The following is a 24,788-nucleotide window of genomic DNA, read 5'->3' as shown; positions in this document are numbered from 1 at the left end:
AGGTGGATTGAGAAGTCTGCTGGAGGTATCAGAAGTGCGAATGCTGACATGAGTAACGATAATGAGGGTGAAAAGCCCTCACGCCGGAAGTCCCAGGTTTCCTGCACGACGTTAATCGGAGCAGGGTGAGTCGGCCCCTAAGGCGAGGCTGAAGAGCGTAGTCGATGGGAACCAGGTTAATATTCCTGGACTTTTTATAAGTGGTGAAGTGGGGACGGAGAAGGCTAGATAAGCCAGGCGTTGGTTGTCCTGGTACGTGCATGTAGGGGGATGGTTTAGGCAAATCCGGACCATTGTTAACTCTGAGGTGCGACGTGGTGCTGACACTTCGGTGTACAGCGAAGTTATTGATGCCCGGCTCCCAGGAAAAGCTGCTAGCCATAACTTATAGAGAACCGTACCGCAAACCGACACAGGTGGACAGGTAGAGAATACTAAGGCGCTTGAGAGAACTCGGGTGAAGGAACTAGGCAAAATGGTACCGTAACTTCGGGAGAAGGTACGCCCTTTCTGGTGATGGGATTTACTTTCAGAGCTGGAGAGGGCCGCAGAGACCAGGTGGCTGCGACTGTTTATTAAAAACACAGCACTCTGCAAATTCGTAAGAAGACGTATAGGGTGTGACGCCTGCCCGGTGCCGGAAGGTTAATTGATGGGGTTATCTTCGGAGAAGCTCTTGATCGAAGCCCCGGTAAACGGCGGCCGTAACTATAACGGTCCTAAGGTAGCGAAATTCCTTGTCGGGTAAGTTCCGACCTGCACGAATGGCGTAACGATGGCCACACTGTCTCCACCCGAGACTCAGTGAAATTGAAATCGCTGTGAAGATGCAGTGTACCCGCGGCTAGACGGAAAGACCCCGTGAACCTTTACTATAGTTTTGCACTGGACTTTGATGATAACTGTGTAGGATAGGTGGGAGGCTATGAAGTGAGGACGCTAGTTCTCATGGAGCCATCCTTGAAATACCACCCTGTTGTTATTGAGGTTCTAACTTGGTCCCGTAATCCGGGATGAGGACAGTGTATGATGGGTAGTTTGACTGGGGCGGTCTCCTCCCAAAGAGTAACGGAGGAGCACAAAGGTACCCTCGGTACGGTCGGACATCGTACCAAGAGTGTAAAGGCATAAGGGTGCTTGACTGCGAGAGCGACGGCTCGAGCAGGAACGAAAGTTGGTCTTAGTGATCCGGTGGTTCTGAATGGAAGGGCCATCGCTCAACGGATAAAAGGTACTCCGGGGATAACAGGCTGATACCGCCCAAGAGTTCATATCGACGGCGGTGTTTGGCACCTCGATGTCGGCTCATCACATCCTGGGGCTGAAGCAGGTCCCAAGGGTATGGCTGTTCGCCATTTAAAGTGGTACGCGAGCTGGGTTTAGAACGTCGTGAGACAGTTCGGTCCCTATCTGCCGTGGGCGTAGGAAAATTGAGAGGAGCTGCTCCTAGTACGAGAGGACCGGAGTGGACGAACCTCTGGTGTACCGGTTGTGACGCCAGTCGCATCGCCGGGTAGCTAAGTTCGGACGGGATAACCGCTGAAAGCATCTAAGCGGGAAGCCTCCCTCAAGATGAGTTTTCCCATGAAGCCCGTTGAAGACTACGACGTTGATAGGCAAGGTGTGGAAGCGCAGTAATGTGTGCAGCTAACTTGTACTAATTGGCTGATTGTCTTGACCATATAATCTGAATTACTTCAGATTAACTGAATGTGAATACAAGAAAAGCCGGTTGGGCTAACGCCCAATCAGCAAAAAAAATGTGTACTCTTTATTTACCTAACGCATGATTCGGGTATAATGCGCCCATTAATCATGTGAAACCAGTTTTCCTGGCGACCATAGCGGTTTGGAACCACCTGACTCCATCTCGAACTCAGAAGTGAAACGAACCCGCGCCAATGATAGTGTGAGGCTTCCTCATGTGAAAGTAGGTCATCGCCAGGGTTTTATTCTGAAAAGCGGCTCTCGAAGCCGCTTTTTTTTTCATTTTGAATAATAAACTTTAATAACAGAGCATGTTTGGACTCAGGATAAGGATTTTTAAGTTTGTTGTTTCTCCTGGTAATCGAATTGAAATTATAAATTTTGCTTATATTTTATCTTTATTGCTCATCAATTACTTTGTCAGCGGGTTCGTGTAATTGATTTTTATTAAACTTTAGTTTAAGTTAATTCTATTTAGGATAGGTTGTAGTTTATGTTAGTCCAACAAATTTTGGATTTTATCAAAACGCTTGAAAAGGAAGGCACACCGATTCCGTGTGATAAAGTGCTATCTGAATGTCTTTCAGAGCGATTCTCGAAAAAGCCAGCTGGCTCTAAATTAACCAATGATGATCTTCATTTTCTTCTTACGTGCTATAAAAGTCGATGGGAAGCAATAGTCGATAAAGATGATGATTATACTCGTAATCCATCTGCTTCTAATCTGGCGTGGATCGCTTTAGCGAAAGAACTTGCTCCTCTTGCTAAAATAAATTATTTAAAAATATTAATTCCAACTTTAAGCAATGAAAAAGATTTAAATGACTTTTCATCGCTTAACGAAACCGTAAATCTCTTTAATTTTTATCTAGGTCATGGTGGCAAGACTTTATACCGAAAATGGAGTTTTTGTAAGCACTTAGAAAATCGACAATTTACCTTATCAACGTATAGATCAGACAGAAAATTGACTGCAGTGACAATAGATGAGTTAGCTCGTCTCAAATTATGCAAAGTAACTGCTCGCGAAGTCAGTGTAAATGAGGAACATTTCAAAAACTTTTGGGATCTTTTACGCAAGAAGGTTTTTGTTAATTTAAGAACTCAAGGGAATATGCCTATAGCCTTACTCCCTCATATGCTCGCATTGGTTGAACGGTACTACTATTTGCGGGCTAATAATTTAGATTTTTCCCTGTTTAAAAATGAAGTAAGGAATTTTTTTGCACGTCTATACCGTTATGAATTAGCCGATGTAAATTTCTTGTATGGTACAAAGGTAATGTATAAAGAGGATGAGCAGTATATGCTGGATCTATTTATCAATCTTTATACCGCAGATGATTATATGGACCTGGATTATGAAATCCAAACCTTAAACAAGTGGTTATTTGATGCTAATCCGGGTTTAAAGGCTGTCAGTAAAGAGTTAGGCCCTTTTTATCAAGGATTATCCAAAGACACTAAGGACTCATCCCGTCCAGTTGTTCCGTCGGATGCTTTTGTCAATTGTTGTAAGCTACTTGTTTCATTACTTACTACCCAGTTTGAATTGTGCATTTTCTTTACTCGACAGACACACAGTTTGTGGGATAAAAAAAATGTAGTATTTCCTGAGGCATATGCAATTTTTACTATTTTGTTGCCATTAATTGCAGCAAATAAACCAACAGCTTTAGAAGATGCTTATGCCAAGATTATTCAGGATATCATTATTCCTGCAAGGGAAGACAATAGCTGGTTTACCTGGTTGACTCGAAGTAGCTCAACGGATAAATGGTTGGAGCTTGTACAGAATTGTAAGTTAAACGAACTCGGTGTTTATTGGGTTGAACCTGAAATATTGTTTAATGCCTTGAAGCTTTTTGATACAAGGAATGAGTCGCTTCAAAAGAAGATCAATGCATTAATGGATGACATAATTCAAACTTATGCCCAAAATCAAAATGAGCTCATGAAGCAATTACGCGTGAATATCTTGTTTACTGAGTTTCTAGAGAGATTAAGTGAGGATCACCGCGTCTATATGCTAAGATTAATTGCAACATGTGATCCGAAAATAGCTAAGTCTAATTTTCTCAGTAATTGTACCAAATATATCAATAGACAACTATCTGACCTATGCCAACGTCCAACATGCTCATCATTGGGATTCTTTCCACAACTCGCTAAACTTGATGTTAAAAATTTATTTCATCTGCCTGAAGGTATAAAAGATGTTGAAGCAATGATGATCGAGTATAAAACTCAATTATCCAAGCTCAATATTGAACCGAGACTTGGAGAGGCCATCAGTAATTACTTAATGAAAATAAGCCATCCAATTTTAAGCGCAGCACAAAAGGAAAACGTCAAGGATTGTGGCCGACCTATACATGATTATTATATAGGTCAATATACCTAGTGCTTTTATAAATGCAACTCGCCCGCATTCAGGTGGTTTTTGCGCGTTTCCTATGATGCCGAGGAGAGATGGAGTTTGGCTCAAAAAATTAGGTTTGGCTTTTGTTTCACTCAAGCCAAACTTTATTTGGCGTATTGACTGCAGAGCTTAATAAAATTTTCATACCGTCTTTCTGAAATGAAACCCTCTTTCTTCGCTCTAATAATGGCACAATGAGGTGTGTCTTTATGGGTACAATTGCGAAATTTGCATTGTGACAGATAGGGGCTAAACTCAGGGTAGCCACGAGCAATTTCTGCAGCATCGATATGCCATAAACTAAACTCCCTAACGCCCGGAGAATCGATTAAGGCACCACCGCTTGGTAAATGATAATAACGTGAGTTGCTGGTTGTATGCCTGCCTAACTCTGATAGTTCCGAAATTTCATTTATGGAAATATTTTGTTCATGAGGCAAAATATTGGAAATAAGTGATGATTTCCCTACGCCAGATTGTCCCACAAACACACTGATGTGATGATTTAATCTATCTTTCAGTGGTTGTAAGCCATCAGGACAGTGTTTATTTGTTTGTAAGATTGGGTAGTGAAGCCTCCCATAATCAAGAAGTAACTGTTCTTTTAGGGCTTCGCAAGGCAAATCCGTTTTATTCAATAGAATTACGGCTTGCAAGTGTAGGGTTTCTGCCATCACCAGGTAGCTATCAAGTAACGGCCACGAAATTTCAGGTTTCGGGGCGATCACAATGATGAGTTGTGTGATGTTAGCTGCAACCGGCTTGACCACACCGGAGCTGGTTGGTTTTGCCAAGACGCTGCTTCGAGGGTAAAGACTGACTACTACACCTTGATTTGTTCCCTCTGTTTGCCAAATTACCCGATCTCCTGCAACTAATGTCTCCAGATTGGGTCTAATGGAACACCGGACATGGTTTCCCTCATGGTCTTCGAGTTCAACATGTCTGCTAAATCGAGTGAGCACGAGGCCATCAGCCAAATCGTCATGATTTTTTTTGTTTTCATGATAATTTCGTTGAATTTTTTCAATGCGTGCCGTTTGTTGCTTACTAATACGTCTTTTACTCATAGTCCGGATCTATAATATAATCATTAAATATTCTTAGCTCGGTGAGGCAAATCAGAGCTAAATAATCATACAGTATGAAGGTAAATTAAAATTAATGAAAGTCTACTTGGTTGGTGGTGCTGTTCGTGATCAATTATTGAATCTTCCAGTAAATGAACGGGACTGGGTTGTTGTTGGCTCTAGCCCCGATGATTTATTAGCCAAAGGATTCAAACAGGTTGGACGTGATTTTCCTGTTTTTTTGCATCCAGAGAGCGGTGAGGAATATGCTTTAGCACGTACTGAAAGAAAATCCGCTCCAGGTTATTATGGTTTTTACTGCAATTTTAGTAACACTGTAACTTTGGAAGATGATTTAGCACGTCGCGATTTAACCATTAATGCCATGGCGATGGATGAGCATGGGCACCTTATTGATCCTTATCAAGGGAGAAGGGATATAGAGGCTAAGTTACTTCGTCATGTCTCTCCTGCTTTTGTAGAGGACCCAGTACGCGTGTTGCGTGTTGCTCGTTTTGCGGCACGTTTTCATCATTTAGGCTTTAAATTGGCGGATGAAACCCGTTCATTAATGTATACGATGGTTCAAAGAGGCGAATTAACTCATTTGGTTGCTGAGCGAGTTTGGCAAGAATGGCAGAAAAGTTTAACGGAAAAAAATCCAGAGCAATTTATTAGTACCCTGCGTTCCTGTGATGCATTACGCGTGGTTTTGCCTGAAATTGATGCATTATTTGGTGTTCCCAATCCTTATCGGTATCATCATGAAGTAGATAGTGGTATTCATACTTTGTTGGTTTTACTTGCAGCAGCGGGTTTATCTCCAGATCCCGTAGTTCGTTTTGCCGCATTGGTGCATGATTTAGGCAAGGCTTCGTCACCGATGTATAATTGGCCAAGTCATCATGGTCATGAGGAGCGTGGAGTTGCTATTATTGAGAGCTTATGTTCTCGACTACGTATCCCCAATGAGTATCGTGCCCTTGCAAGGATGACTTCGCGATTTCATTTGAATATTCATCGTTTATTTGAATTAAATGCAAGTACTATTGTGAAGCTCTTAGAGCATAGTGATGCATTTCGCCGCCCTAATCTCTTCTATAATATGTTGATTGCATGTCAATCCGATGCCGAGGGCTGTGGCCGAAATATTGATTACCGACAAGGTAAATTATGGAATTATTTGCTTACTGAATGTGCTAAAGTGAATAGCCAAGCCCTGATTACTGAAGGTTATAAGGGTGAAGCAATTAAACATGCGTTACACCAACGACGAGTGGCATGTGTTGAACTGATCTTAAACTCCTGGAAGATAAATGAAAAATAATCAAAATTTAATTTGGATAGATTTGGAAATGACTGGGCTTGAACCTGAAAAAGACAGGATCATCGAGCTTGCTACAGTTGTGACTGATCCTCATTTAAATATCATTGCTGAGGGGCCCGTTTTTGCTATTTCCCAGCCAAAAACGTTACTGGATGGTATGGATTCTTGGAATACCAGACAACATGGGCAATCCGGCTTGGTCAAGCGAGTTTTGGAAAGTCAAATTAGTGAGGCGCAAGCGGAACAATTAACCATCGATTTCCTAAAACAGTATTTGGATAAAGGAAAGTCACCAATGTGTGGTAATAGCGTCTGCCAAGATAGGCGATTTTTATACAAATATATGCCAGAACTTGCAGCGTTTTTTCATTACCGAAATTTGGATGTCAGCACGCTGAAAGAGTTAGCGATCCGTTGGCGGCCTGAGTTGTTGAATGGGGTTGTTAAAGAATCAAAGCACCTGGCATTAGACGATATTAAAGATTCCATAGCAGAATTGGTATATTATCGTCACCATTTTATAAATTTACCGGATGTACCCAAATGATAGAAAGAGAGCGATTGGAATTACCTAACGCTGCAGACAAGTTGTTACTGCATTCATGTTGTGCCCCCTGTTCGGGTGAGGTTATGGAGGCGCTTATTAGTTCAGAGATAAATTTTACAATCTTTTTTTATAATCCGAACATTCATCCTGTTCAAGAGTATGAAATCAGAAAAAACGAAAACATTAATTTTGCACAAAAACACAATATCACATTCATCGATGCAGATTATGATAAAGACAACTGGTTTGCTCGAGCCAAAGGTTTGGAATGGGAACCCGAGCGGGGTAAACGTTGCACCATGTGTTTTGATATGCGTTTTGAACGAACCGCGTTATATGCTCATGAGCATGGTTTTCCTGTGATCAGCAGTTCCTTGGGAATTTCCCGTTGGAAAGATATGAATCAAATTAATGATTGTGGCATTCGCGCTGCAAGTAAATATCCCAACTTGGAATATTGGACTTATAATTGGCGTAAAAATGGTGGATCAGAGCGCATGTATGAAATTGCAAAACGCGAGGAATTTTATAAGCAAGAATACTGTGGATGTGTCTATTCTTTACGTGATACCAATGCTTGGCGGAAACAAAAAGAACGTGATCGAATTAAAATCGGTATAAACTATTATACTGAAGAACCAAAAGACGAAGGAGCCTTATGAGTACTCACTCACATGGTGATTCACATCACCATCACGGGCACGATGCTGCTGTTACTTATGGAAGAGCATTTATCATTTCGATAATCGCTAATGGTCTTTTTGTGATTTTACAGATAGCTTTTGCTTATATATCTAATTCGACCAGTTTATTGGCAGATGCGTTTCACAATTTAGGTGATGTTTTGGGTTTGGTATTAGCATGGATCGCTACGGTGCTAATGAAACGTGCACCTACGATGAAGGCTACCTATGGTTTAAAAAAAACATCGATTCTCTCTGCGTTAGCCAATGGAATTCTATTAGTCTTTACATGCGGAATTATTGCTACAGAGGCAGTCTATAAATTATTTTCGCCCTCAGAGGTTCAAGCAGTATCTGTGATGATCGTTGCTGGTGTAGGAATAATAATTAATTTTGCCACGGCACTCTTGTTTGCTCGTGGTTCTGATGACTTGAATATTCGAGGTGCCTATTTACATCTATTTTATGATGCCTTGGTTTCTGTTGGCGTTGTTCTATCGGCTGCGCTTTTGTATTGGACTGGTTGGCTTTGGATAGACCCAATAGTTGGTTTATGCATTGCATTAATTATATTAAAAGGAACTTGGTCCTTATTTTCTGGAAGTTTCAGGCTTATCATCGATGGGGTTCCAGAGAATATTTCCTGGAATGCTGTTAGCGATTTTTTATTGGGTAAGCCAGGAGTAAAAGGATTCCATGACTTACATATTTGGGCCCTAAGCACCCAGGAAAATGCCATGTCAGTTCACTTATATATGCCTGATGCAGAACTTCCTGATGCATTAAGGTCCGAATGGGTTGAGCAATTACGCCATGACTTTAACATTCAACATGTGACCATTCAGGTAGAAAAGACGAATATAAATTGTAATGATGCATGTCATCATCCCAAATTTTTATAGAACAATTTGCTCTACGGCGAAGGATCTTCTGATGTGTGCATTTTATTTCCCATGCTGAAGATCCTCGCGCTGTTCGAGATAATGCTATCTGCTTGAATTAATTGCTCTCGATGTAAACTTCTTTTGTCATTAATCCTAAACCTTGTTTGTAGCTTTTACACGCAAGTGCTTCTTCACCCAGTTTTTCATGCAGTTGTCCCTGAATTTCGTAGGCAAGAGCCGTAGGTTCAATCTCATTGGATTTTTCAAGATAATATTTAGCTTTTCCCCACAATTTACGTTTCATGCAAATTTGTCCTAAACATAAATAGAGTGCTGCTGAATGAGCATGTTTTTTCAGTAATCCTTCAGCAAAAGTGAGTTGTTTTTCATCCGTGGGTAATAAACTATAAAGCCTAATCAATTGGGGGCTAAGGTCTTTACGTAATGCACGCCGCAATAAATCATTGGCGGTTGTGTAGTCTGCCCTCTTTATTAAGAAGCCAATGTATTCGGCGATGATATTGGGTTCATCGCTCAAACTTTTAGGTAGTGAATGAAAAAAAGTATGTACGGCTTCTGCCTGATTTTGCCTTACCAGATCAATCATTCTTTGTAAGTAAGCGGTATATTGCAATAAAGCAAACTCCTGGGGATTAACAACTTGGTATTTCTTTAAATCAGGGAGAATAGTAATGAGTTGCGGCCAGTCTTTTACCTCTTGATAAAGTTGCATGATAAGTTTTAAAACATAGGGATGACGTGGTGCGATATCATGTAAATGTTTTAAGGTTGCCAGAGCCTGTTCCCATTGATGATTTGCAAGTTGCAATTCTGCTTGCGTCAATTCCACCGCAATTTTGGCTTCAGGCATTGATTGCTGTGCTTCACGCAAATAATCATCGCGTAATTGGTTGTCGCCCATTTTTTGGGCTGCTCTGGCAGCCGTCAAATAATTAAGTAAAGGGGTATCCGTGTTGGGTAAGGCCTGAATTAAATGTTTTTTTGCTTTGAGCCAATAGCCCTCGCTGTATTCAATCAATCCTTTACGAGTAATGGCTTGTGCTTTTTGAGACAGACGCTTGGAATGCCATCGAGTTAATGCACTTGGAGTACGAGAAATTTGCTGGAATAAACGCAGAATAAGATACAAGATAATGAACAAAATAATCAGGCCAAAAGCAGCGACCCAAACCGTTGTTTCAATAGTCCAATGGTTGATTGCAACGAGTACGTAACCGGGATCTTTATTCAGTTGAATTCCTAAAGCTACAGCGCCCAGTAAAATCAAAAAAGCAAAGAGAAGACGAAGCATTATTGATTTCCTCCAGTGCTATTTTCCTCATTTGAGGATTGATTCACAGGTGTCCTCTTTGCGTCAATCAATTCATTGAGCATAGGGAGAGCCGAGCCCAGTTCTGGTCTTTTGGGAGTGATATTCACCTGCAGTAAATCAGTGAGCTTTTTGATTAAAGCAGCTGTATTTGGCGTATCTTTATTAAAATTCGTGCTCAGATTATTAATCGCCTGTTTGAGAACCAATTGGTAAACAAAGGCATTTTGATGAAGAACCGCCCATTGGGCTTCTTGGAGATTTAGACGGAGCTTTTCTTTGAGTATCGCCTCAAATAAGGGAGACATCAGAGGTTTTATCTCCTGATCATGGCGACGAATTACCACAAGTTTTTCCAGCACGCTCATACTGCTTTGTAAACGAGATCGCCAAGAAGAATTATTGGGTGAAGGCGTTGCATTTTTTGGAGCAGGCTTCTCCGAGACAGGTAATGGAATGCTCAAATCATTGATGCTGTTTTGAGCGGCATCCAATTGACTGAGTAAACCTGCAATATCTACAGAGGGCAAGGCTTGCATTTGTGCTATATCTTTGGCTATTGCCTGCCGTATATTAAAAATCTTAGGATTGTTTATTTGTTTTAAGAGCTGGTCGGCTTGCTCCAATAAAGCGACTGTTGCATCAACACCATTACTCCAATGCGCGTTGATTTGAGCTAATTCAAGATAGTAACGTGCTTTGAGAAGAATCCAATCCTGTTTTTGATAAAACCTTTGGCTCATTGCAGTTTGTACTTGTTTGCTCAAGTTTTCAAATTTAGTTTGTAATTGAGTCTGTGTTTCTTCGGCATTATTTGTTTTAGTATTGATTTGCTCTTGAGTTTGCTCTTGTTTTTGATCGAGTTGCTGTAACTGGGAGGTGATATTGCTTTGCGCTGTATTTAATTGATCGTGCAATTGTTTGTTGAGAGAAAAGGTATAGGAAGCAATCCCTAAGGCACCTAAGGCAACAATAAAAGCTAATGCGGTGATCAGATAGTTGTTTTTTGAAACAGAAGTATTGCTTTTTGGTTTTACTTTCTCAACTTGCGTCGTATTAGGTGCTTTTTTTGATTTTTGTATTTGTTCTTCGTTGCCGTTTGCCATAAATTAATCCTTGTTTACGTAGTCAAACAATGTATCCATCACCCGGCTAGGGTGGCATATCCTAATATTTCTTATACCCGATGAAGAGGCAACTTGAGCCAGACGCTCACTAATCACGAGCCATTTTTTATTACGGAGCCAATCATGGGCCTCTTTACCAAATAGTTTAAAAAGGTTATGCAGGGACTGTTCACTTGTTAACAGTATAATGTCCACTAAATCATCGCGCCATATCGATTGCACCAATTGAGTGCTGATTTGAGGAATAACTCGTTTATACACCTCGAGAACCAGCAAGTTCGTTCCTCTTTTTATTAACTGCTCCTCAATAAGTGGCCTGCCTCCTTCTCCCTTAAATAGTAGCACGTTTTGCTTTTCTGGTTGTTGTAACGTTTTTAATGCCAATAAATGCTCACTGTCAGGCACATCGGGAATTGCACTCACCTGGATGTTGAATTCGTGAAGTGCTGCCGCGCTTCCCTGGCCAATGGCAATGACTTGAATGGAAGATGGCCATTCAATCTGGTGTTGGTTTAATTGCGTAAAACAATAATGAACTGCATTAGCACTGATAAAAATAGCCTGGTCTATCGTTTTCAAATTGGGTAGTAAACTAATCCAACGAGTGTTGCTCGCTTTAATTTCTAAGGCGGGTAGCTCAATTACTGTGCCTCCTGCGTCACGGATGCTTTCACTCAACTGACTCGCTTGGCTACGTGGGCGAGTATTTAAAATACGTAAGCCATACAGAGAATTGTTCATTTTGGGACTGATGCAAGAAGATTTGCTGCACCTTGAGCCAGCAAAGATTGGGCGCAATGTTCAGCTAAGTGAGTTGCCTCTTCTAATGGCCCAGTTTGCATGCTCTGGATGATTTGTGAACCATCAACAGTTAAAATTTTTGCTTTTAAAGCAAGCTGATTATTCGCCATGGGTGAGCAAAAAACCGCTAAAGGTACATGACAGTTACCACCTAAGAGTGCATTGACCTTACGCTCCGCATGTACGCAAATAGACGATATGGGGTCGTTGAGTTCGACAAGGAGTGCCCGAATTTCGTCATCGTCGCTTCTGCATTCGATTGCTAGAGCACCTTGGCCACAGGCCGGGAGCATAATCTGAGCTGATAATTGCTCTGTGATGACCTCGGTGAAGCCCATACGCTCAAGACCTGCAGCAGCCAAGATGATTGCCTGATATTCTCCTGACTTGAGCTTTTCAAGTCGGGTATTGATATTACCTCGTAAGGATTTAACTTTTAAATCGGGCCGGTACGCTAATAATTGCGATTGTCGTCTCAGGCTCGAGGTTCCGACAATAGATTGAGCTGGCAACGTGTGGAGATCCTTATGCTGGTAACTGACAAAGACATCGAATGGGTTATCTCGTTTACAAATCGCAATGAGCTCAAGGCCTTGAGGGAATTCTGCAGGCATATCTTTTGAGGAATGAACGGCAAAATCAGCTCGCTTATCTAACAAAGCTTCTTCTAACTCTTTTACAAATAAACCTTTCCCGCCAATAACCTGAAGTTTATCCTTAAGGAACTTATCCCCAGATGTGCTCATGGGTAATAACTCTATTTGCAGATGGGGCCTTTTATTTAACAGTAAATCTCGAACATGGTTCGCTTGCCATAAGGCTAGTGGGCTTTGACGTGTTGCGATACGTAAAGTTCTTGAGCTCATAGGATACTGCATCAAAGAAAAGATGCAGTATCATACTATGTTCACTATATGGATGCACGCACAGAAAGAGCAATAAAAATATATGTCCAACCATTAATAATCATATCAATTGCAATGAACATTCCTATGACCCACAAACCACTAACTGGCCATTGCATGATGATTAGGATGCCGAGAATGATGGCGAGGATTCCTGCAAATAGGAGCCAACCCCATCCGCTTGCTTCTTTTAAAGATAAGGCCAAAATGATTCGTGTGATACCAATAACAATGAGAACGCCTGCCAAGAGTGCAGTAATCAACGTAGATGCTAAAAAGGGATCATAGAAGACAACCCCAGCACCAATCAGGTATAAAACCGCAATTATTGCTTGCCAGAATATACCCTTCCAGTCTCGGTGTTTAAAAATATCAATAAAATGAAAGAGTGCGGAGATAGTGAGCAAGGCCGCAAAGAAATACATACTGACCAATGTCAGGCCAATGACCATGCTCAAGCCGATGCAGCCTAGAAAAACAAGTAGTATTCCTAAGCCTAACAGCCAACCCCAATTACGTCTTATCGCGCTTGGAGTGTAGATTTCGTTCGTGTTTGCCATATCATTTCCTTATTGTGGTACATCCATAACAAATAATAACTAGTGAAATATAACCTAATTTTCAAGAAGTTGTCGAATGGGGCCATCGTGTTTTGTTGCATAGGATTTCGGTTGGGACCTTGGCCCAACCGACAGGCTCTAAGAGCAAATTATTTGTAACTGTCATAAATCGCATAAGGCTTTTGTTTGTAATAAGCCCAATATCGATCTCCATAAGACCAATGCCAATATTCATTACCGTAATTAACAAAACCAACAGCCTCTAACACCTGACTCATGATTTTCCGATTTTGCTTCGCTTCCTCAGTAATAATCTCTGAAGCAGTGAGTGATAGGGAGCCATCCAAATCCTCCATCCAATCTTTTGGGTGAATTCCCATTTCAATGGCTTCTCCTTGCTCATCGATTAAGTAAACGTCTATCGCGGCGCCGGTTGAATGAGGCGGAATATTGGGTGAACCGTCTTGGTTGATTACCGGGGAAACCATTCGAGTTGTTTCCGTAAAAATCTGTTCGGCAGACCATTCAGGATGTCTCTTTCTTACTTTCTCATGACGTGTATCAAAAAGCGATTTTTGTAGGGTGAGACTCCGATAACATTCATACAAACAAAAACGTAATCCTGCAGGTAACAAGGATTGAGCATTTTTTAATTTTTCATAAATTGTTTTGCGCATTTTGGTGTAATCAGTATTATTCGGTATTTCTGGAGAAGGGCCATAGCTAATTCCCGGATGATTTATTAAATCGATCATCGGCTCTTGATTATCAATTACCGGAATGGCGAGAATTCTCGGATCGGCAATGAGTAAAATAGGCTCCAGTGCAGCAAAATCTGACATATCTAATCCTTATAACTTATTTTGCCATGAATGAAAGGCATTGACTTAAAGACCCCTCATTATAGTTTGAAGCGTGTCTCAAGAAAATAACATGATTTTCCCCTCATTTGGTTTTAATCGTGCTGGAAAAAAAATTCACTTCTGGGTATTATCCTAAATTATTATCATGGGGTGTACGGGCATGAGGTTGCAGTTTTTAACGTTATTGTTTTGTTTTTCATTCGCGGTATATGCCTGTGGTGAAGTGAGCGAACGAGAAATACAATTAAGAATTCAACCTGTAGGGAAAGTCTCTGTACAAGGTCAAACTCAAGCTGATAACAACGCAGTGAGTCAAGTTGGTGCAAAAATAGAGCCTGGTGAAGAGACCTACCAAAAGTATTGTATTGTTTGCCATCGAGATGGTCTTGCGGGAGCACCAAAATTTAGGAATGAACAGGATTGGAAACCGCGTTTAGCCGGGAGAGAATTAAATGATTTACTGGCTTCTTCAATAAAAGGGTTGAATGCTATGCCTGCAAAAGGAACGTGTATTAAGTGTAGTGATGACGATCTGCGAGCCGCCATATCTTATATGTTGCCAAAATCATGAGAAAAATTACTTTTAAAAAAATTCAAACCTTCAATGCAGCTCTGACTGTGTTTGTCTTATTTGCTTCTTTTTATTTTCAATATATTGTCGGCCTTGTTCCTTGTCCTTTATGCATCATGCAACGGGTTTGTGTCTTGTTATTACTAGCGGTTATGGGATTTAGTTTTCGAACCTTAAAAAAGGCTCGTATTATTAGTGTCTTACAAATAATCATCGCATGTGCCGGCTTATATTTTTCCTTACGTCAATTGTGGCTCCAGTCCTTACCTGCAGGCCAAGCTCCCGCGTGTATGCCAAGCTTGGATATTTTAATGCGCTATTTACCATGGCAAACGGTAGTAAAAGCTTTATTTTTAGGAACTGGGGACTGTGCTGAGGTCACTTGGCGTCTTCTTGGAGTCTCAATGCCTGGATGGTGTGCGATGTACTTTTTATACATGGCTCTAATAGGATTTTTCTTATTTTGGCAGACTAGTTCACGCAGGTTTCGACAAGATAATTTCTAGTTTGTTGCACTGTGTAGCCTTAGTGCCCAGCGTGTTCATTTCTAATGTTGGGAGGCTTGTCCAGGGCTACACAGTGGTAATAGCCTTGCTTGCACTTCCGATGATGGCAAAAGATCCTAGCCTACCTTAGGCCGATAATTAAATCGTTTCTGACGTGTTGAATTGCTGATTTTGGCTAACAACCTCAGAGGGCTTTTCCTGTGCTCGCTCTGATAAATAGGGCGTGAGTTGATTTTTTTCCGGATAGGCAAAGCGAAGCATTTGATTTTTAAAATGAGTAATCCGAGCGACTGATTCCGATGATTGGGAGTAGGTGATTGTTTGTAATAATTCGAGTAATACTGGGCGTGGTTGGTGGCAGACGATCAACATATCACAACCCGCTTTAAGTGCTTCTTCAGCTCGAGTCATTAAATTCCCTATATCGGCACCAGTCATGCTCAAGCAATCACTTAAAATTAAACCTTCAAACTGGAGTTCATTGCGTAATATCTCTTGCAACCAAATTGTTGAAAAACCAGCAGGTTTGTTGGCATCAATTGCTTTGTAAGTGACATGCGCAGGCATGACCGCGTTGAGTAGCCTCTTATTGAAAAGCTCCATAAAAGGTTTTAAATCGTTCGCTTTCAGCTCTTCCATGGTGGCATAAGAAACGGGCATGGCAACATGTGAATCCGCATTGACGGAGCCATGGCCTGGAAAATGTTTGGCGACGGCCGGCATGCCGGCTGCCGTCATGCCTTCGATAAAGGCGCCTGCTAAAGCAATAATGACCTCAGGATCGTGGTGAAAAGCGCGATCCAGGCGAGCTATGACATGGCTTTGGGCATGTAAATCAAGCACTGGCGCGAGGCTTAAATCAATACCACAAGCTAACAAGTCTCTGGCCATAAGTTCGCCATATTGTCGTGCAAGTTTGGTGCCGACCTCGGGATTTAGGTCATATACATCACCATAAACCCGGGATGCTGGCAATGAACGAAATCCATGGCGTGAAAAACGTTGCACAAAACCACCTTCATGATCGGTTGCTACAAAAATATCGGGATTGATGTCACGGATTTGACGAATTAAACGTTCTAATTGCTGAGGATTTATAAAGTTACGCGTGAAAAGGATTACGGCTCCTACATTGGGATGTTTTATGATTTCCCGTTCAATATCTGAAAGTTCAATACCCTCTATGTCAATCATGAATAAATTAGCATTCGAACTGGACATATATTATCCTTTTTAGAATTGAAATGAATAGGACCGTGCTTCCATTGGTTTGCGCATAATATCATAGATTGACTCATTGTTAACATGACTAATGCTGGTAATCCATGTCTGACTTAGCTATTATCGCCATTTTTGAGCTATTTTTAGTAAATGAATACTTTTTCTTGCACGGTGTTACATAAACACGCCGCAACCCAAGCACGCGTGACACGTGTTACAACCGCCCATGGTGAATTTATTACCCCTGTTTTTATGCCAGTTGGGACTCGCGCTGGTGTAAATAATATGACTCCCGCAGAGTTGCGGGACGCACACAGCCAAATTATCTTAGGTGGGAATACGTACCATATGTTGTGTGCCCCAGGGATGGAAGTTATTGAAAAAGCTGGTGGGATGCATCCTTTTATGGGATGGCACGGCCCCATGTTAACAGATAGCGGGGGATTTCAGGTTTTTAGTCTTTCAAAGAACAAGGAAATTTGTACTATCGATGAGCAAGGAGCTCACTTTACATTACCTGGCAGCCAGCGATTAATTCATATGACCCCTGAAATGTCACTGGAAACGCAAAAGATCATTGGTGCGGATATTATTATGGCTTTTGATCAGTGTACGCCAGATAGTTGTACTAAAGATGAAGTTCAGCACATCATGAACCGGACCCATCGTTGGTTAAAGCAATCCATACAATATCACCACCAACATCCAAACTCACGATATGGTTACCAACAGGCGCTATTTGGAATTATTCAAGGAGGAACCTTTAAAGACTTGCGCCGGGAAAGTGCGGATTTTATCTCTTCAATGAATACCGATGGTATTGCAATTGGTGGAGAGACAATCGGTTTTGATATGAAAACTACCGTTGAAGTCATTCGGTGGGTGCGCGAGTATTTACCAGAAAACAAACCACGCTATACCATGGGTGTTGGCATGTCGCCACAGGATCTTTTAGATGTAGTTGCCGAAGGAATAGATATGTTTGATTGTGTCGCTCCAACACGTAACGCACGTCATGGTTCTTTATATTGTGGTGAGTTAATTCGAGAAGGCAATTGGTTACGTTTTGCCAGTGACTATGAGAATGAGCGAATTCAAATCAAGAAATCATGTTTTGCTGACGATATGTCGCCAATTATGGCACAGTGTTCTTGTTATACGTGCCAAAATTATTCACGTTCTTACTTACATCATTTAGCAAAACAAAAAACAAATTTATTTACTGCTTTGGCAAGTATTCATAATGTTCATGTAATGCACGATGTTTGTGATAAAATGCGCGAGTTGATAATTAACGAACGTTCGAATTAAAAGGCATCTTATGCCTGTTTACGTCATTAACGAAGACAATATCCATATAAAAAGCAAGGTTTTTTGTATGGGGTTCATCAATTAATCTAAAAAATAACAGGAGATAAAATGGTTGTAATCAGCACATCTAAAGGTGATATTCATCTACAATTAGATACAGAAAATACTCCAGCTACAGCAGAAAATTTTCTTAATTATGTGCGCAGTGGTTTTTATAATAATACAATTTTCCATCGTGTTATTGCCGGTTTTATGATTCAAGGTGGTGGACTGGACTCCGGTATGAAGCAGAAAGCTACGAATGAGCCTATTAAGAATGAAGCAAAAAATGCAAAGCCCAATAAACGTGGCTCGATTGCCATGGCGCGCACCATGGATCCTCATTCTGCAACAGCGCAATTTTTCATTAATGTTGCGGATAATGCATTCTTAAACTACAGTGGTGACCACATGCAAGGATATGGATATTGTGTCTTTGGTGAAGTCGTTGAAGGAATGGATATTGTGGATGCTATTGCCAAAGTAAAAACAGGGCAACGAATGGGCCATGCAGATGTGCCTGTTGAGGAAGTGAGCATCCTCGAAGTCAAAGAAGTGTGATAAGTAGTGCGAGTGTAACGCAGAAATTTTCCTTCTCCCCATTGGGGAGAAGGTGCTTGTTAGGGCGGATGAGGGAATTTAATCGCAGCTGCCTTAGCCGTATCCCCGCGACAGTCCTCTCCCTAGGAGTTCCGTTTCCGTTTTTTGATACTTTCTGAATAGTCAAATATGGGTATTTCAATATGAAAGAAAATAGCTAAAAGACGTGCTGTAAAAATGCTGATTAGTGTGATGATGATGTTGATATTTTCTGGGGTATGAAAATAATCGAGAACAATAAAAAGTAATGCACCAGCAAGAGCAATCACGGCATAGAGTTCTTTTCTTAACACCAGGGGGATATCATTGCATAAAATATCCCGCAACATGCCTCCACAAATACCGGTGAGCATACCACTAATAATAGCGATACTCGGGGATAAGCCATGATTTAGTGCTTTTTGGGTGCCAATAATGACGAAAGTAGATAATCCAAGCGCGTCAAGAATTAAAAATATTTTCATAATGCGAATCAATGAATGGGCAATAAATATCGTTAGAAACGCACATAATGAGGTATACAGCAGGTATTCAGGATGTGTTACCCAGGTCAGTGGATAAGTATTAAATAAGGCATCTCTTACTGTACCACCGCCTAATGCCGTAATACTTGCAATGAGCATGACACCAAAAAAATCCATTTTCTTGCGGCCGGCTGCTAATGCACCGGTGATTGCTTCAACACAAATGCCGATGATGAAAAGATAATGGAGTAACATATGAAGCTCAGAGTGTTTTTTTAAATTGCAAGTATACCACTATTGAGGCAAATGAAGAAATGTGGGACTGTGAACAAAGTGGCTTAATTGAATATCAATCTCTCAAATAATGGCTTAGGTAACCCCATGGCTAAAGTGCTTTACTGAAGCTAAAGCTAAATCAATAATTTTTTTAGACTGCCCTTCATCCGCATTAATTAGACTCAGGTCGTTAATTAATTCCATTAAGAAATTTGGTATTTCTTGTTCCGCGAGTGTGCTGTTATAAAGACATGATGCTCTGGAGAAGAGATAGTGAAGCAAATTTTTATTAACCGTTACTTTTTCTCGATCAGTTCCTTGATCATGTGGCGAGTTTCCAAATAATAGCCAACCTGGGGACACATGAAGTTTAGTCGCAATTTCCATCAATTTGACCGGTTCAGGGATGGCCTCGCCGCGGAGGTACTTGCGACATATTTGTAGGGAATATCCTGTAATTTCAGACAGCTTATGGATAGAGATACCTGAAGTAGATCGTTGTGAAGTAAATCCTGCTGCGAGCATGGCATCACGTAATCGATCAGCGAATTGTTTTGCCAGATTAACTTTTTCCATAGTGACTTGAGGAGATTTCATTTTATTGTAAAAAAAGTATAACAAAACGAAACCTGAAATTCAAAATAAGCACATTTGGAAACCATTGGTTTCCTTTGGAAATTTAAAGTTGACATTAATGGGTAAAAAAGTATAATGGCTTCGAAACCGAGGGAAAGGTTTTCTATTAGTCCCAAACAAGGAAGCCGGTGATAGAAGACGGAACAAATATCACCATCCAGTCCAACAGAAGAAAAAGTGGATAACTCATAGCAGTTAACCTCGCAAATTCATGGCTTGAATGGTTCCCCTCCATTTAAGCCTTTCTAGATGACTCCGCTGGGGAGTGTTTTGCGCACAAGCCCTGAGTTCAGAAGGGGTTACATTATTTATTAAGACAAAGTAATCTAAATGATTGCTTTATAATAGCACCTTATTATATACTTCACCCCAATGTATATGCAGGTCGTTTTATAGGCACGTAGCTCAGTGGTAGAGCACCACCTTGACATGGTGGTGGTCGGTGGTTCGATCCCACTCGTGCCTACCATGCACTAAATCGTATTCCAGGAGCGCCCACTTTCATTTGGGACGATGCTTGCTTGACTCCTCTTATTAAGGTTTAAGCCCTGCCATGCAGGGTTTTTTTTTGAAAAGAAGTGCTTACGGATAAAATTATGCCAAACATTAAATTACCTGATGGAAGTATCAAACATTTTGAAGCGCCCTTAACGGTCTATGATGTGGCTCATAGTATAAGCCCTGGCCTCGCTAAAGCTGCATTGGCCGGTCGCATTAACGATCGTTTGGTTGATACTTCTTTTCTAATTGAACATGATTGTGCATTGGTTATTCTTACTGAAAAACAAGAAGAAAGCCTTGAAGTCATTCGTCATTCTACAGCCCACTTATTAGCACAAGCAGTTAAAAGTCTTTTTCCTACAGCGCAAGTGACTATAGGACCTGTTATTGAAGATGGTTTTTACTATGATTTTGCGTTTCAAAGGGCATTTACTCCGGAAGATTTGGAGTCAATCGAAGCAAAAATGACTGAGCTGGCCAAGGCAAACTATCCTGTAGTGCGTAGAGAATTGCCCCGCAATGAAGCCATTCAATATTTCAAGAGCATAGGCGAGGAGTACAAAGCGAAGATTATTGCCGATATTCCTGAAAATGAAGTGTTATCGTTGTATAAGCAAGGTGATTTCGAAGACCTTTGTCGTGGACCTCATGTCCCTTCAACCGGCTTTTTGAAGGCATTCAAGCTGACTAAATTAGCTGGCGCATACTGGCGTGGTGATTCGAATAACGAAATGCTGCAACGTATATACGGTACTGCCTGGGCTGATAAAAAATCTTTGGCAGACTACTTATTCCGTTTAGAAGAGGCCGAAAAACGAGATCATCGTAAATTAGGGAAGAGCTTAGAACTATTCCATTTTCAGGATATTGCTCCTGGGATGGTATTTTGGCATCCTAAAGGGTGGACAATTTATCAAGAGCTCGAGCGCTATATGCGCAATCGATTGGTTGATTTTGGTTATCAAGAAATCAGAACACCGCAATTAGTTGACAAAGTTCTCTGGGAAAAATCAGGCCATTGGGCAAATTTTAGAGATGAGATGTTTGTTACTGAAACAGAAAATCGCCATTATGCCGTGAAGCCAATGAATTGCCCATGCCATGTGCAGGTGTTTAATCAGGGTTTAAAAAGCTATAGAGATTTACCATTAAGATTTTCCGAGTTTGGTAATTGCCATCGCTGTGAACCATCCGGCGCATTACATGGCTTGATGCGTGTTCGTAACATGGTGCAAGACGATGCACATATCTTCTGTACTGAAGATCAAATTCAATCAGAAGTCGCGATGATGCTTGAGTTGGTTCAGTCGGTATATGCTGATTTTGGTTTTAGTGAGATTAAGTACCGTCTGGCGTTACGTCCTGAAAAGCGAGTTGGTAGCGATGATGTTTGGGATAAGGCGGAAGGTGCTTTAAAACAAGCAATGAAAGACAGGCAAATTCAGTGGGTTGATGCTCCAGGTGAAGGAGCCTTTTACGGACCGAAAATCGAATGCTCATTAGCAGATTGTTTGGGCAGGATTTGGCAATGTGGAACCATTCAAGTTGATTTTTCCATGCCAGGCCGGTTGGATGCTTCATACGTCGCTGAAGATGGCAGTAAACAAATTCCAGTGATGTTGCATCGTGCAATTTTAGGCTCTTTTGAGCGTTTCATGGGTATTTTGATAGAGCACTACGCAGGAAAACTGCCTTTATGGCTATCTCCAGTGCAAACGATGGTTCTGACAATCAGCGAAAAGCAAAATGAGTACGCAAAGAAAATAACACAAATTTTGCAAAAAAGAGGTATTCGAGCTAACTATGACTTGAGAAATGAGAAGATTGGCTTTAAAATTCGCGAACATACTTTACAAAAAGTGCCATATCTCTTAGTGATAGGCGATAAAGAGGTCGAATCCAACCAAGTTGCTGTGCGCTCACGCGAAGGAGCAGACTTGGGTGTGATGACAATAGATACAATTTGTGATACCTTGACGCAAGAAATTGCTCGTAAAGGTCAATCAATTAATTAATAAGCAGGGGGGGTTAAACCATTAGTGCACCAACTAAGCGTGAAAATGATCGCGCACGAATTAATGAACAGATCAATGTACCTGAGGTACGCTTAATTGATGTCGATGGTAATCAGGCAGGGATAGTCCCAACACGTGAAGCGTTACGTGCAGCGGAAGAAGGTGGATTAGATCTCGTGGAAATATCTCCATCAGCCAAGCCTCCTGTATGCCGCATTATGGATTATGGCAAGTTTCTCTTTGAATTGAGTAAAAAACAAGCGGAAGCGAAGAAAAAGCAGAAGCAAATTCAAGTCAAAGAATTAAAATTCCGTCCTACGACGGAAGATGGAGATTATCAGGTCAAGCTACGCAACCTGATCCGTTTCCTTAATCATGGTGATAAAGTCAAAGTGACGCTGCGTTTTCGTGGTCGTGAAATGGCTCACCAAGAACTGGGTATGAAGATTCTTGAGCGTTTGCAGCAGGATACAGCTGAATTTGCGGTTGTTGAACAGCAAGCGAAACGTGAAGGAAGACAATTACTGATGGTCTTGGCACCCAAAAAAACCAAGTAGCTGAACAAATGCGGAGTATATTGTTATGCCGAAGTTAAAGTCACATCGCGGAGCATCTAAACGCTTCCGTAAGACAGCAAGTGGCGCGATTAAACGTCGCGGTGCTTATAGAAATCATATCCTCACCAAAAAGTCTACCAAGGCGAAACGTCATTTGCGCGTGGAAGCTGGTACTTTGAAGCCATGCGATGCACGTTTAGCAGAACGCATGTTGCACGGTAGTTAAGGGGGGAATGAAGAATGCCAAGAGTTAAACGTGGTGTGACAGCGAAAGCACGTCACAAGAAAGTTTTAGACCAAGCAAAAGGTTATTACGGAGCCCGTAGCCGTACCTACCGCATGGCGAAACAAGCAGTAATTAAAGCCGGTCAATACGCATATCGTGACCGACGTCAGAAGAAACGTCAGTTCCGTGCATTGTGGATTACGCGTATTAACGCGCAAGCTCGTGAGTGCGGTTTATCATACAGCCGTTTGATTGATGGATTGAAAAAAGCAGCAATCGAACTGGATAGAAAAGTATTGGCTGATTTGGCTGTTCATGACAAAGTAGCTTTTGCTGCAATTGCTGAACAAGCTAAGGCTGCATTGGCAAAATAATCTTTATTAGGTAGTGGCCTGGGTGAAGGCGCATCCATAACCCGGGAAGCCTGTTGCAGAAAACTCGGTTCTGCTGTGCTTCACCCAGGAGCTGTTCGAAAAATACTAAATAAAGATGAAATTTATTTAAGGAGGCTGCGGCCTCCTTTTTACTTGTGGGTATAATTATGCAGGATATCATCACCATACAAGAGCAGGCTTCTGAAGCAATTAACAAGGCACAAGATGTATCAGGATTGGAAGCAATTCGGGTTGATTTTTTAGGTAAAAAAGGCAAGTTAACCGAAATTTTAAAAAGCCTTGCCCATCTATCTGCCGAAGAAAAACCTAAAGTAGGTCAATTAGTGAACCAGGCGAAACGTGAAATCAGTGAATGGATTGAAACGAAAATGCTTGAGCTCAAAGAAAAACAATTATTAGAAAAACTCTCTGCAGAACGCATCGATGTTACTCTTCCAGGACGTAAAAAGGAGAGTGGTTCATTACATCCCGTAACCCAGGTGAAGCACCGGATTAATGAATTTTTTAGCCGCATGGGCTTTGATATTATCGATGGCCCCGAAATAGAAACAGAATTTTATAATTTTGAAGCATTAAATATTCCCGGACATCATCCAGCACGTGCTATGCATGATACGTTTTATTTTGGTGATGGCCGTCTGTTGCGTACGCATACTTCACCAGTACAAATTCGTGCGATGGAGCAACGCACTCCTCCGTTTCGTTTAATTGCCCCTGGACGCGTGTATCGTTGCGATTCAGATTTGACACACACGCCCATGTTCCATCAAGTTGAGGGGTTGTTGATTGACAAACAAGCCACTTTAGCCAGTTTAAAAGGGTTGCTCCAAGATCTTTTTGCTGATTTCTTTGGTCGAAAATTAGCATTACGGTTTCGACCTTCTTATTTCCCTTTTACGGAACCTTCAGCTGAAGTTGACATTGAATGTACCCAATGCAGTGGTAAAGGATGTCGCTCGTGCAAGTTTACAGGATGGCTTGAGGTTTTAGGTTGCGGTATGGTGCATCCCAATGTGCTAAAGGCAGTAAATATTTCCCCAGATGAATATCAGGGATGGGCATTTGGTATGGGTATGGATAGACTGGCGATGTTGTATTACGGAATTGATGACTTACGCATGATGTTTGAAAATGATCTGACTTTTTTAAGTCAATTTTAAGAAACGTGCGCTGTCGCCCTATTATTTTTAATATTAAAGCCCAATAGAAATGCGATGATACAGTTGCCTACTGGGCAATAAAAG

General features: G+C 41.3%; 24 protein-coding genes, 1 tRNA gene and 2 rRNA genes (1 of these 27 cut by a window edge). 17 read left to right on the top strand and 10 right to left on the bottom strand.

Annotated features, from left to right (window positions below; all coding sequences use genetic code 11):
- From OQJ13_RS07150 to OQJ13_RS07140, 3 genes are all read left to right on the top strand, one after another.
- Positions 1-1,682, top strand: a 23S ribosomal RNA gene (locus OQJ13_RS07150); it begins 1,212 nt to the left of the window's first position.
- A gap of 149 nt (positions 1,683-1,831) precedes the next feature.
- A 5S ribosomal RNA gene (gene rrf, locus OQJ13_RS07145) occupies positions 1,832-1,947 on the top strand.
- A 253-nt stretch (positions 1,948-2,200) separates the two neighbouring features.
- Complete coding sequence (locus tag OQJ13_RS07140) at positions 2,201-4,111, top strand: hypothetical protein (protein ID WP_265710183.1); 1,911 nt, start codon at positions 2,201-2,203, stop codon at positions 4,109-4,111.
- Positions 4,112-4,233: 122 nt separating this feature from the next.
- Here OQJ13_RS07140 and rsgA read toward each other — a convergent pair whose 3' ends face one another.
- Positions 4,234-5,199 carry a small ribosomal subunit biogenesis GTPase RsgA gene (gene rsgA / locus OQJ13_RS07135; RefSeq protein WP_265710181.1) on the bottom strand — a complete coding sequence of 322 codons (966 nt, stop codon included), beginning with the start codon at positions 5,197-5,199 and terminating at the stop codon, positions 4,234-4,236.
- Positions 5,200-5,293: 94 nt separating this feature from the next.
- Here rsgA and OQJ13_RS07130 point away from each other — a divergent pair, with 94 nt between their 5' ends.
- The 4 genes from OQJ13_RS07130 to OQJ13_RS07115 are packed head-to-tail and all read left to right on the top strand — an operon-like array spanning position 5,294 to position 8,658.
- Positions 5,294-6,526 carry a multifunctional CCA addition/repair protein gene (locus OQJ13_RS07130; protein ID WP_265710180.1) on the top strand — a complete coding sequence of 411 codons (1,233 nt, stop codon included), beginning with the start codon at positions 5,294-5,296 and terminating at the stop codon, positions 6,524-6,526.
- Positions 6,516-7,073, top strand: a complete 558-nt coding sequence (gene orn / locus OQJ13_RS07125; RefSeq protein WP_265710179.1) for an oligoribonuclease — start codon at positions 6,516-6,518, stop codon at positions 7,071-7,073. Before OQJ13_RS07130 ends, orn begins: the two co-directional genes overlap by 11 nt.
- Entirely contained in the window at positions 7,070-7,735 is a 666-nt protein-coding gene (locus OQJ13_RS07120; RefSeq protein WP_028380689.1) for an epoxyqueuosine reductase QueH, read from the top strand. The genes orn and OQJ13_RS07120 overlap by 4 nt, the downstream gene beginning before the upstream one ends.
- Positions 7,732-8,658 carry a cation diffusion facilitator family transporter gene (locus OQJ13_RS07115; RefSeq protein WP_265710178.1) on the top strand — a complete coding sequence of 309 codons (927 nt, stop codon included), beginning with the start codon at positions 7,732-7,734 and terminating at the stop codon, positions 8,656-8,658. The genes OQJ13_RS07120 and OQJ13_RS07115 overlap by 4 nt, the downstream gene beginning before the upstream one ends.
- A gap of 97 nt (positions 8,659-8,755) precedes the next feature.
- On the opposite strand, the gene OQJ13_RS07110 is transcribed toward OQJ13_RS07115, so the two are convergent.
- The 6 genes from OQJ13_RS07110 to OQJ13_RS07085 form a co-directional block, all read right to left on the bottom strand.
- Positions 8,756-9,952 (bottom strand): heme biosynthesis HemY N-terminal domain-containing protein, encoded by a 1,197-nt coding sequence (locus OQJ13_RS07110; protein WP_265710177.1) that lies wholly within the window; start codon positions 9,950-9,952, stop codon positions 8,756-8,758.
- Positions 9,952-11,076 carry a uroporphyrinogen-III C-methyltransferase gene (locus tag OQJ13_RS07105; RefSeq protein WP_265710176.1) on the bottom strand — a complete coding sequence of 375 codons (1,125 nt, stop codon included), beginning with the start codon at positions 11,074-11,076 and terminating at the stop codon, positions 9,952-9,954. The genes OQJ13_RS07110 and OQJ13_RS07105 overlap by 1 nt, the downstream gene beginning before the upstream one ends.
- 3 nt (positions 11,077-11,079) lie before the next feature.
- On the bottom strand, positions 11,080-11,838 hold the full coding sequence (locus OQJ13_RS07100) for a uroporphyrinogen-III synthase (protein ID WP_265710175.1): 759 nt from the start codon (positions 11,836-11,838) through the stop codon (positions 11,080-11,082).
- Positions 11,835-12,764: a hydroxymethylbilane synthase gene (hemC, locus tag OQJ13_RS07095; RefSeq protein WP_265710174.1), complete on the bottom strand. Its 930-nt coding sequence runs from the start codon at positions 12,762-12,764 to the stop codon at positions 11,835-11,837. Before hemC ends, OQJ13_RS07100 begins: the two co-directional genes overlap by 4 nt.
- Before the next feature lie 44 nt (positions 12,765-12,808).
- On the bottom strand, positions 12,809-13,363 hold the full coding sequence (locus tag OQJ13_RS07090; RefSeq protein ID WP_265710171.1) for an HdeD family acid-resistance protein: 555 nt from the start codon (positions 13,361-13,363) through the stop codon (positions 12,809-12,811).
- A gap of 149 nt (positions 13,364-13,512) precedes the next feature.
- Positions 13,513-14,205 carry a M15 family metallopeptidase gene (locus tag OQJ13_RS07085; protein WP_265710170.1) on the bottom strand — a complete coding sequence of 231 codons (693 nt, stop codon included), beginning with the start codon at positions 14,203-14,205 and terminating at the stop codon, positions 13,513-13,515.
- Positions 14,206-14,386: 181 nt separating this feature from the next.
- Here OQJ13_RS07085 and OQJ13_RS07080 point away from each other — a divergent pair, with 181 nt between their 5' ends.
- Both OQJ13_RS07080 and OQJ13_RS07075 read left to right on the top strand, forming a co-directional pair.
- A complete protein-coding gene (locus tag OQJ13_RS07080; protein WP_265710169.1) occupies positions 14,387-14,797 on the top strand; it encodes a c-type cytochrome in 411 nt (136 codons plus the stop codon).
- Positions 14,794-15,303 (top strand): disulfide bond formation protein B, encoded by a 510-nt coding sequence (locus OQJ13_RS07075; protein WP_265710167.1) that lies wholly within the window; start codon positions 14,794-14,796, stop codon positions 15,301-15,303. The genes OQJ13_RS07080 and OQJ13_RS07075 overlap by 4 nt, the downstream gene beginning before the upstream one ends.
- A gap of 138 nt (positions 15,304-15,441) precedes the next feature.
- Here the strand turns inward: OQJ13_RS07075 and nagZ are convergent, their stop codons facing one another.
- Positions 15,442-16,524, bottom strand: coding sequence for a beta-N-acetylhexosaminidase (gene nagZ, locus OQJ13_RS07070; RefSeq protein WP_265710166.1), 1,083 nt, complete (start codon positions 16,522-16,524; stop codon positions 15,442-15,444).
- A gap of 150 nt (positions 16,525-16,674) precedes the next feature.
- On the opposite strand from nagZ, the gene tgt reads away from it, so the two are divergent.
- Together tgt and OQJ13_RS07060 are read left to right on the top strand one after the other, a co-directional pair.
- Positions 16,675-17,835, top strand: coding sequence for a tRNA guanosine(34) transglycosylase Tgt (tgt, locus tag OQJ13_RS07065; RefSeq protein ID WP_265710164.1), 1,161 nt, complete (start codon positions 16,675-16,677; stop codon positions 17,833-17,835).
- Between the two features lie 108 nt (positions 17,836-17,943).
- Complete coding sequence (locus OQJ13_RS07060) at positions 17,944-18,435, top strand: peptidylprolyl isomerase (protein ID WP_265710163.1); 492 nt, start codon at positions 17,944-17,946, stop codon at positions 18,433-18,435.
- Between the two features lie 122 nt (positions 18,436-18,557).
- Here the strand turns inward: OQJ13_RS07060 and OQJ13_RS07055 are convergent, their stop codons facing one another.
- Both OQJ13_RS07055 and OQJ13_RS07050 read right to left on the bottom strand, forming a co-directional pair.
- Complete coding sequence (locus tag OQJ13_RS07055; protein ID WP_265710162.1) at positions 18,558-19,193, bottom strand: trimeric intracellular cation channel family protein; 636 nt, start codon at positions 19,191-19,193, stop codon at positions 18,558-18,560.
- Positions 19,194-19,307: 114 nt separating this feature from the next.
- Entirely contained in the window at positions 19,308-19,790 is a 483-nt protein-coding gene (locus OQJ13_RS07050) for a helix-turn-helix domain-containing protein (RefSeq protein WP_265711907.1), read from the bottom strand.
- 454 nt (positions 19,791-20,244) lie between these two features.
- Between OQJ13_RS07050 and OQJ13_RS07045 the strand changes: the two genes are divergently transcribed.
- The 6 genes from OQJ13_RS07045 to pheS all read left to right on the top strand — a co-directional run bounded on the left by OQJ13_RS07045 (position 20,245) and on the right by pheS (position 24,704).
- Positions 20,245-20,319: transfer RNA gene (locus tag OQJ13_RS07045), tRNA-Val, on the top strand.
- Between the two features lie 127 nt (positions 20,320-20,446).
- Positions 20,447-22,366 carry a threonine--tRNA ligase gene (gene thrS / locus OQJ13_RS07040; protein WP_265710160.1) on the top strand — a complete coding sequence of 640 codons (1,920 nt, stop codon included), beginning with the start codon at positions 20,447-20,449 and terminating at the stop codon, positions 22,364-22,366.
- Between the two features lie 20 nt (positions 22,367-22,386).
- Complete coding sequence (infC, locus tag OQJ13_RS07035; protein ID WP_035900696.1) at positions 22,387-22,923, top strand: translation initiation factor IF-3; 537 nt, start codon at positions 22,387-22,389, stop codon at positions 22,921-22,923.
- 25 nt (positions 22,924-22,948) lie between these two features.
- Positions 22,949-23,149: a 50S ribosomal protein L35 gene (gene rpmI, locus OQJ13_RS07030; RefSeq protein ID WP_019234612.1), complete on the top strand. Its 201-nt coding sequence runs from the start codon at positions 22,949-22,951 to the stop codon at positions 23,147-23,149.
- A gap of 14 nt (positions 23,150-23,163) precedes the next feature.
- Positions 23,164-23,523 (top strand): 50S ribosomal protein L20, encoded by a 360-nt coding sequence (gene rplT, locus OQJ13_RS07025; protein ID WP_028380708.1) that lies wholly within the window; start codon positions 23,164-23,166, stop codon positions 23,521-23,523.
- A gap of 167 nt (positions 23,524-23,690) precedes the next feature.
- The gene (gene pheS, locus OQJ13_RS07020) at positions 23,691-24,704 is read left to right on the top strand and encodes a phenylalanine--tRNA ligase subunit alpha (protein ID WP_265710157.1); all 1,014 of its coding nucleotides are present in this window, start codon (positions 23,691-23,693) and stop codon (positions 24,702-24,704) included.
- The last annotated feature ends 84 nt before the right edge of the window (positions 24,705-24,788 follow it).

Origin of the sequence: Legionella sp. PATHC035 (genome assembly GCF_026191115.1) — a bacterium.
Taxonomy (GTDB): Bacteria; Pseudomonadota; Gammaproteobacteria; order Legionellales; family Legionellaceae; genus Legionella.
This window is presented reverse-complemented; position numbering and strand designations above follow the sequence as displayed.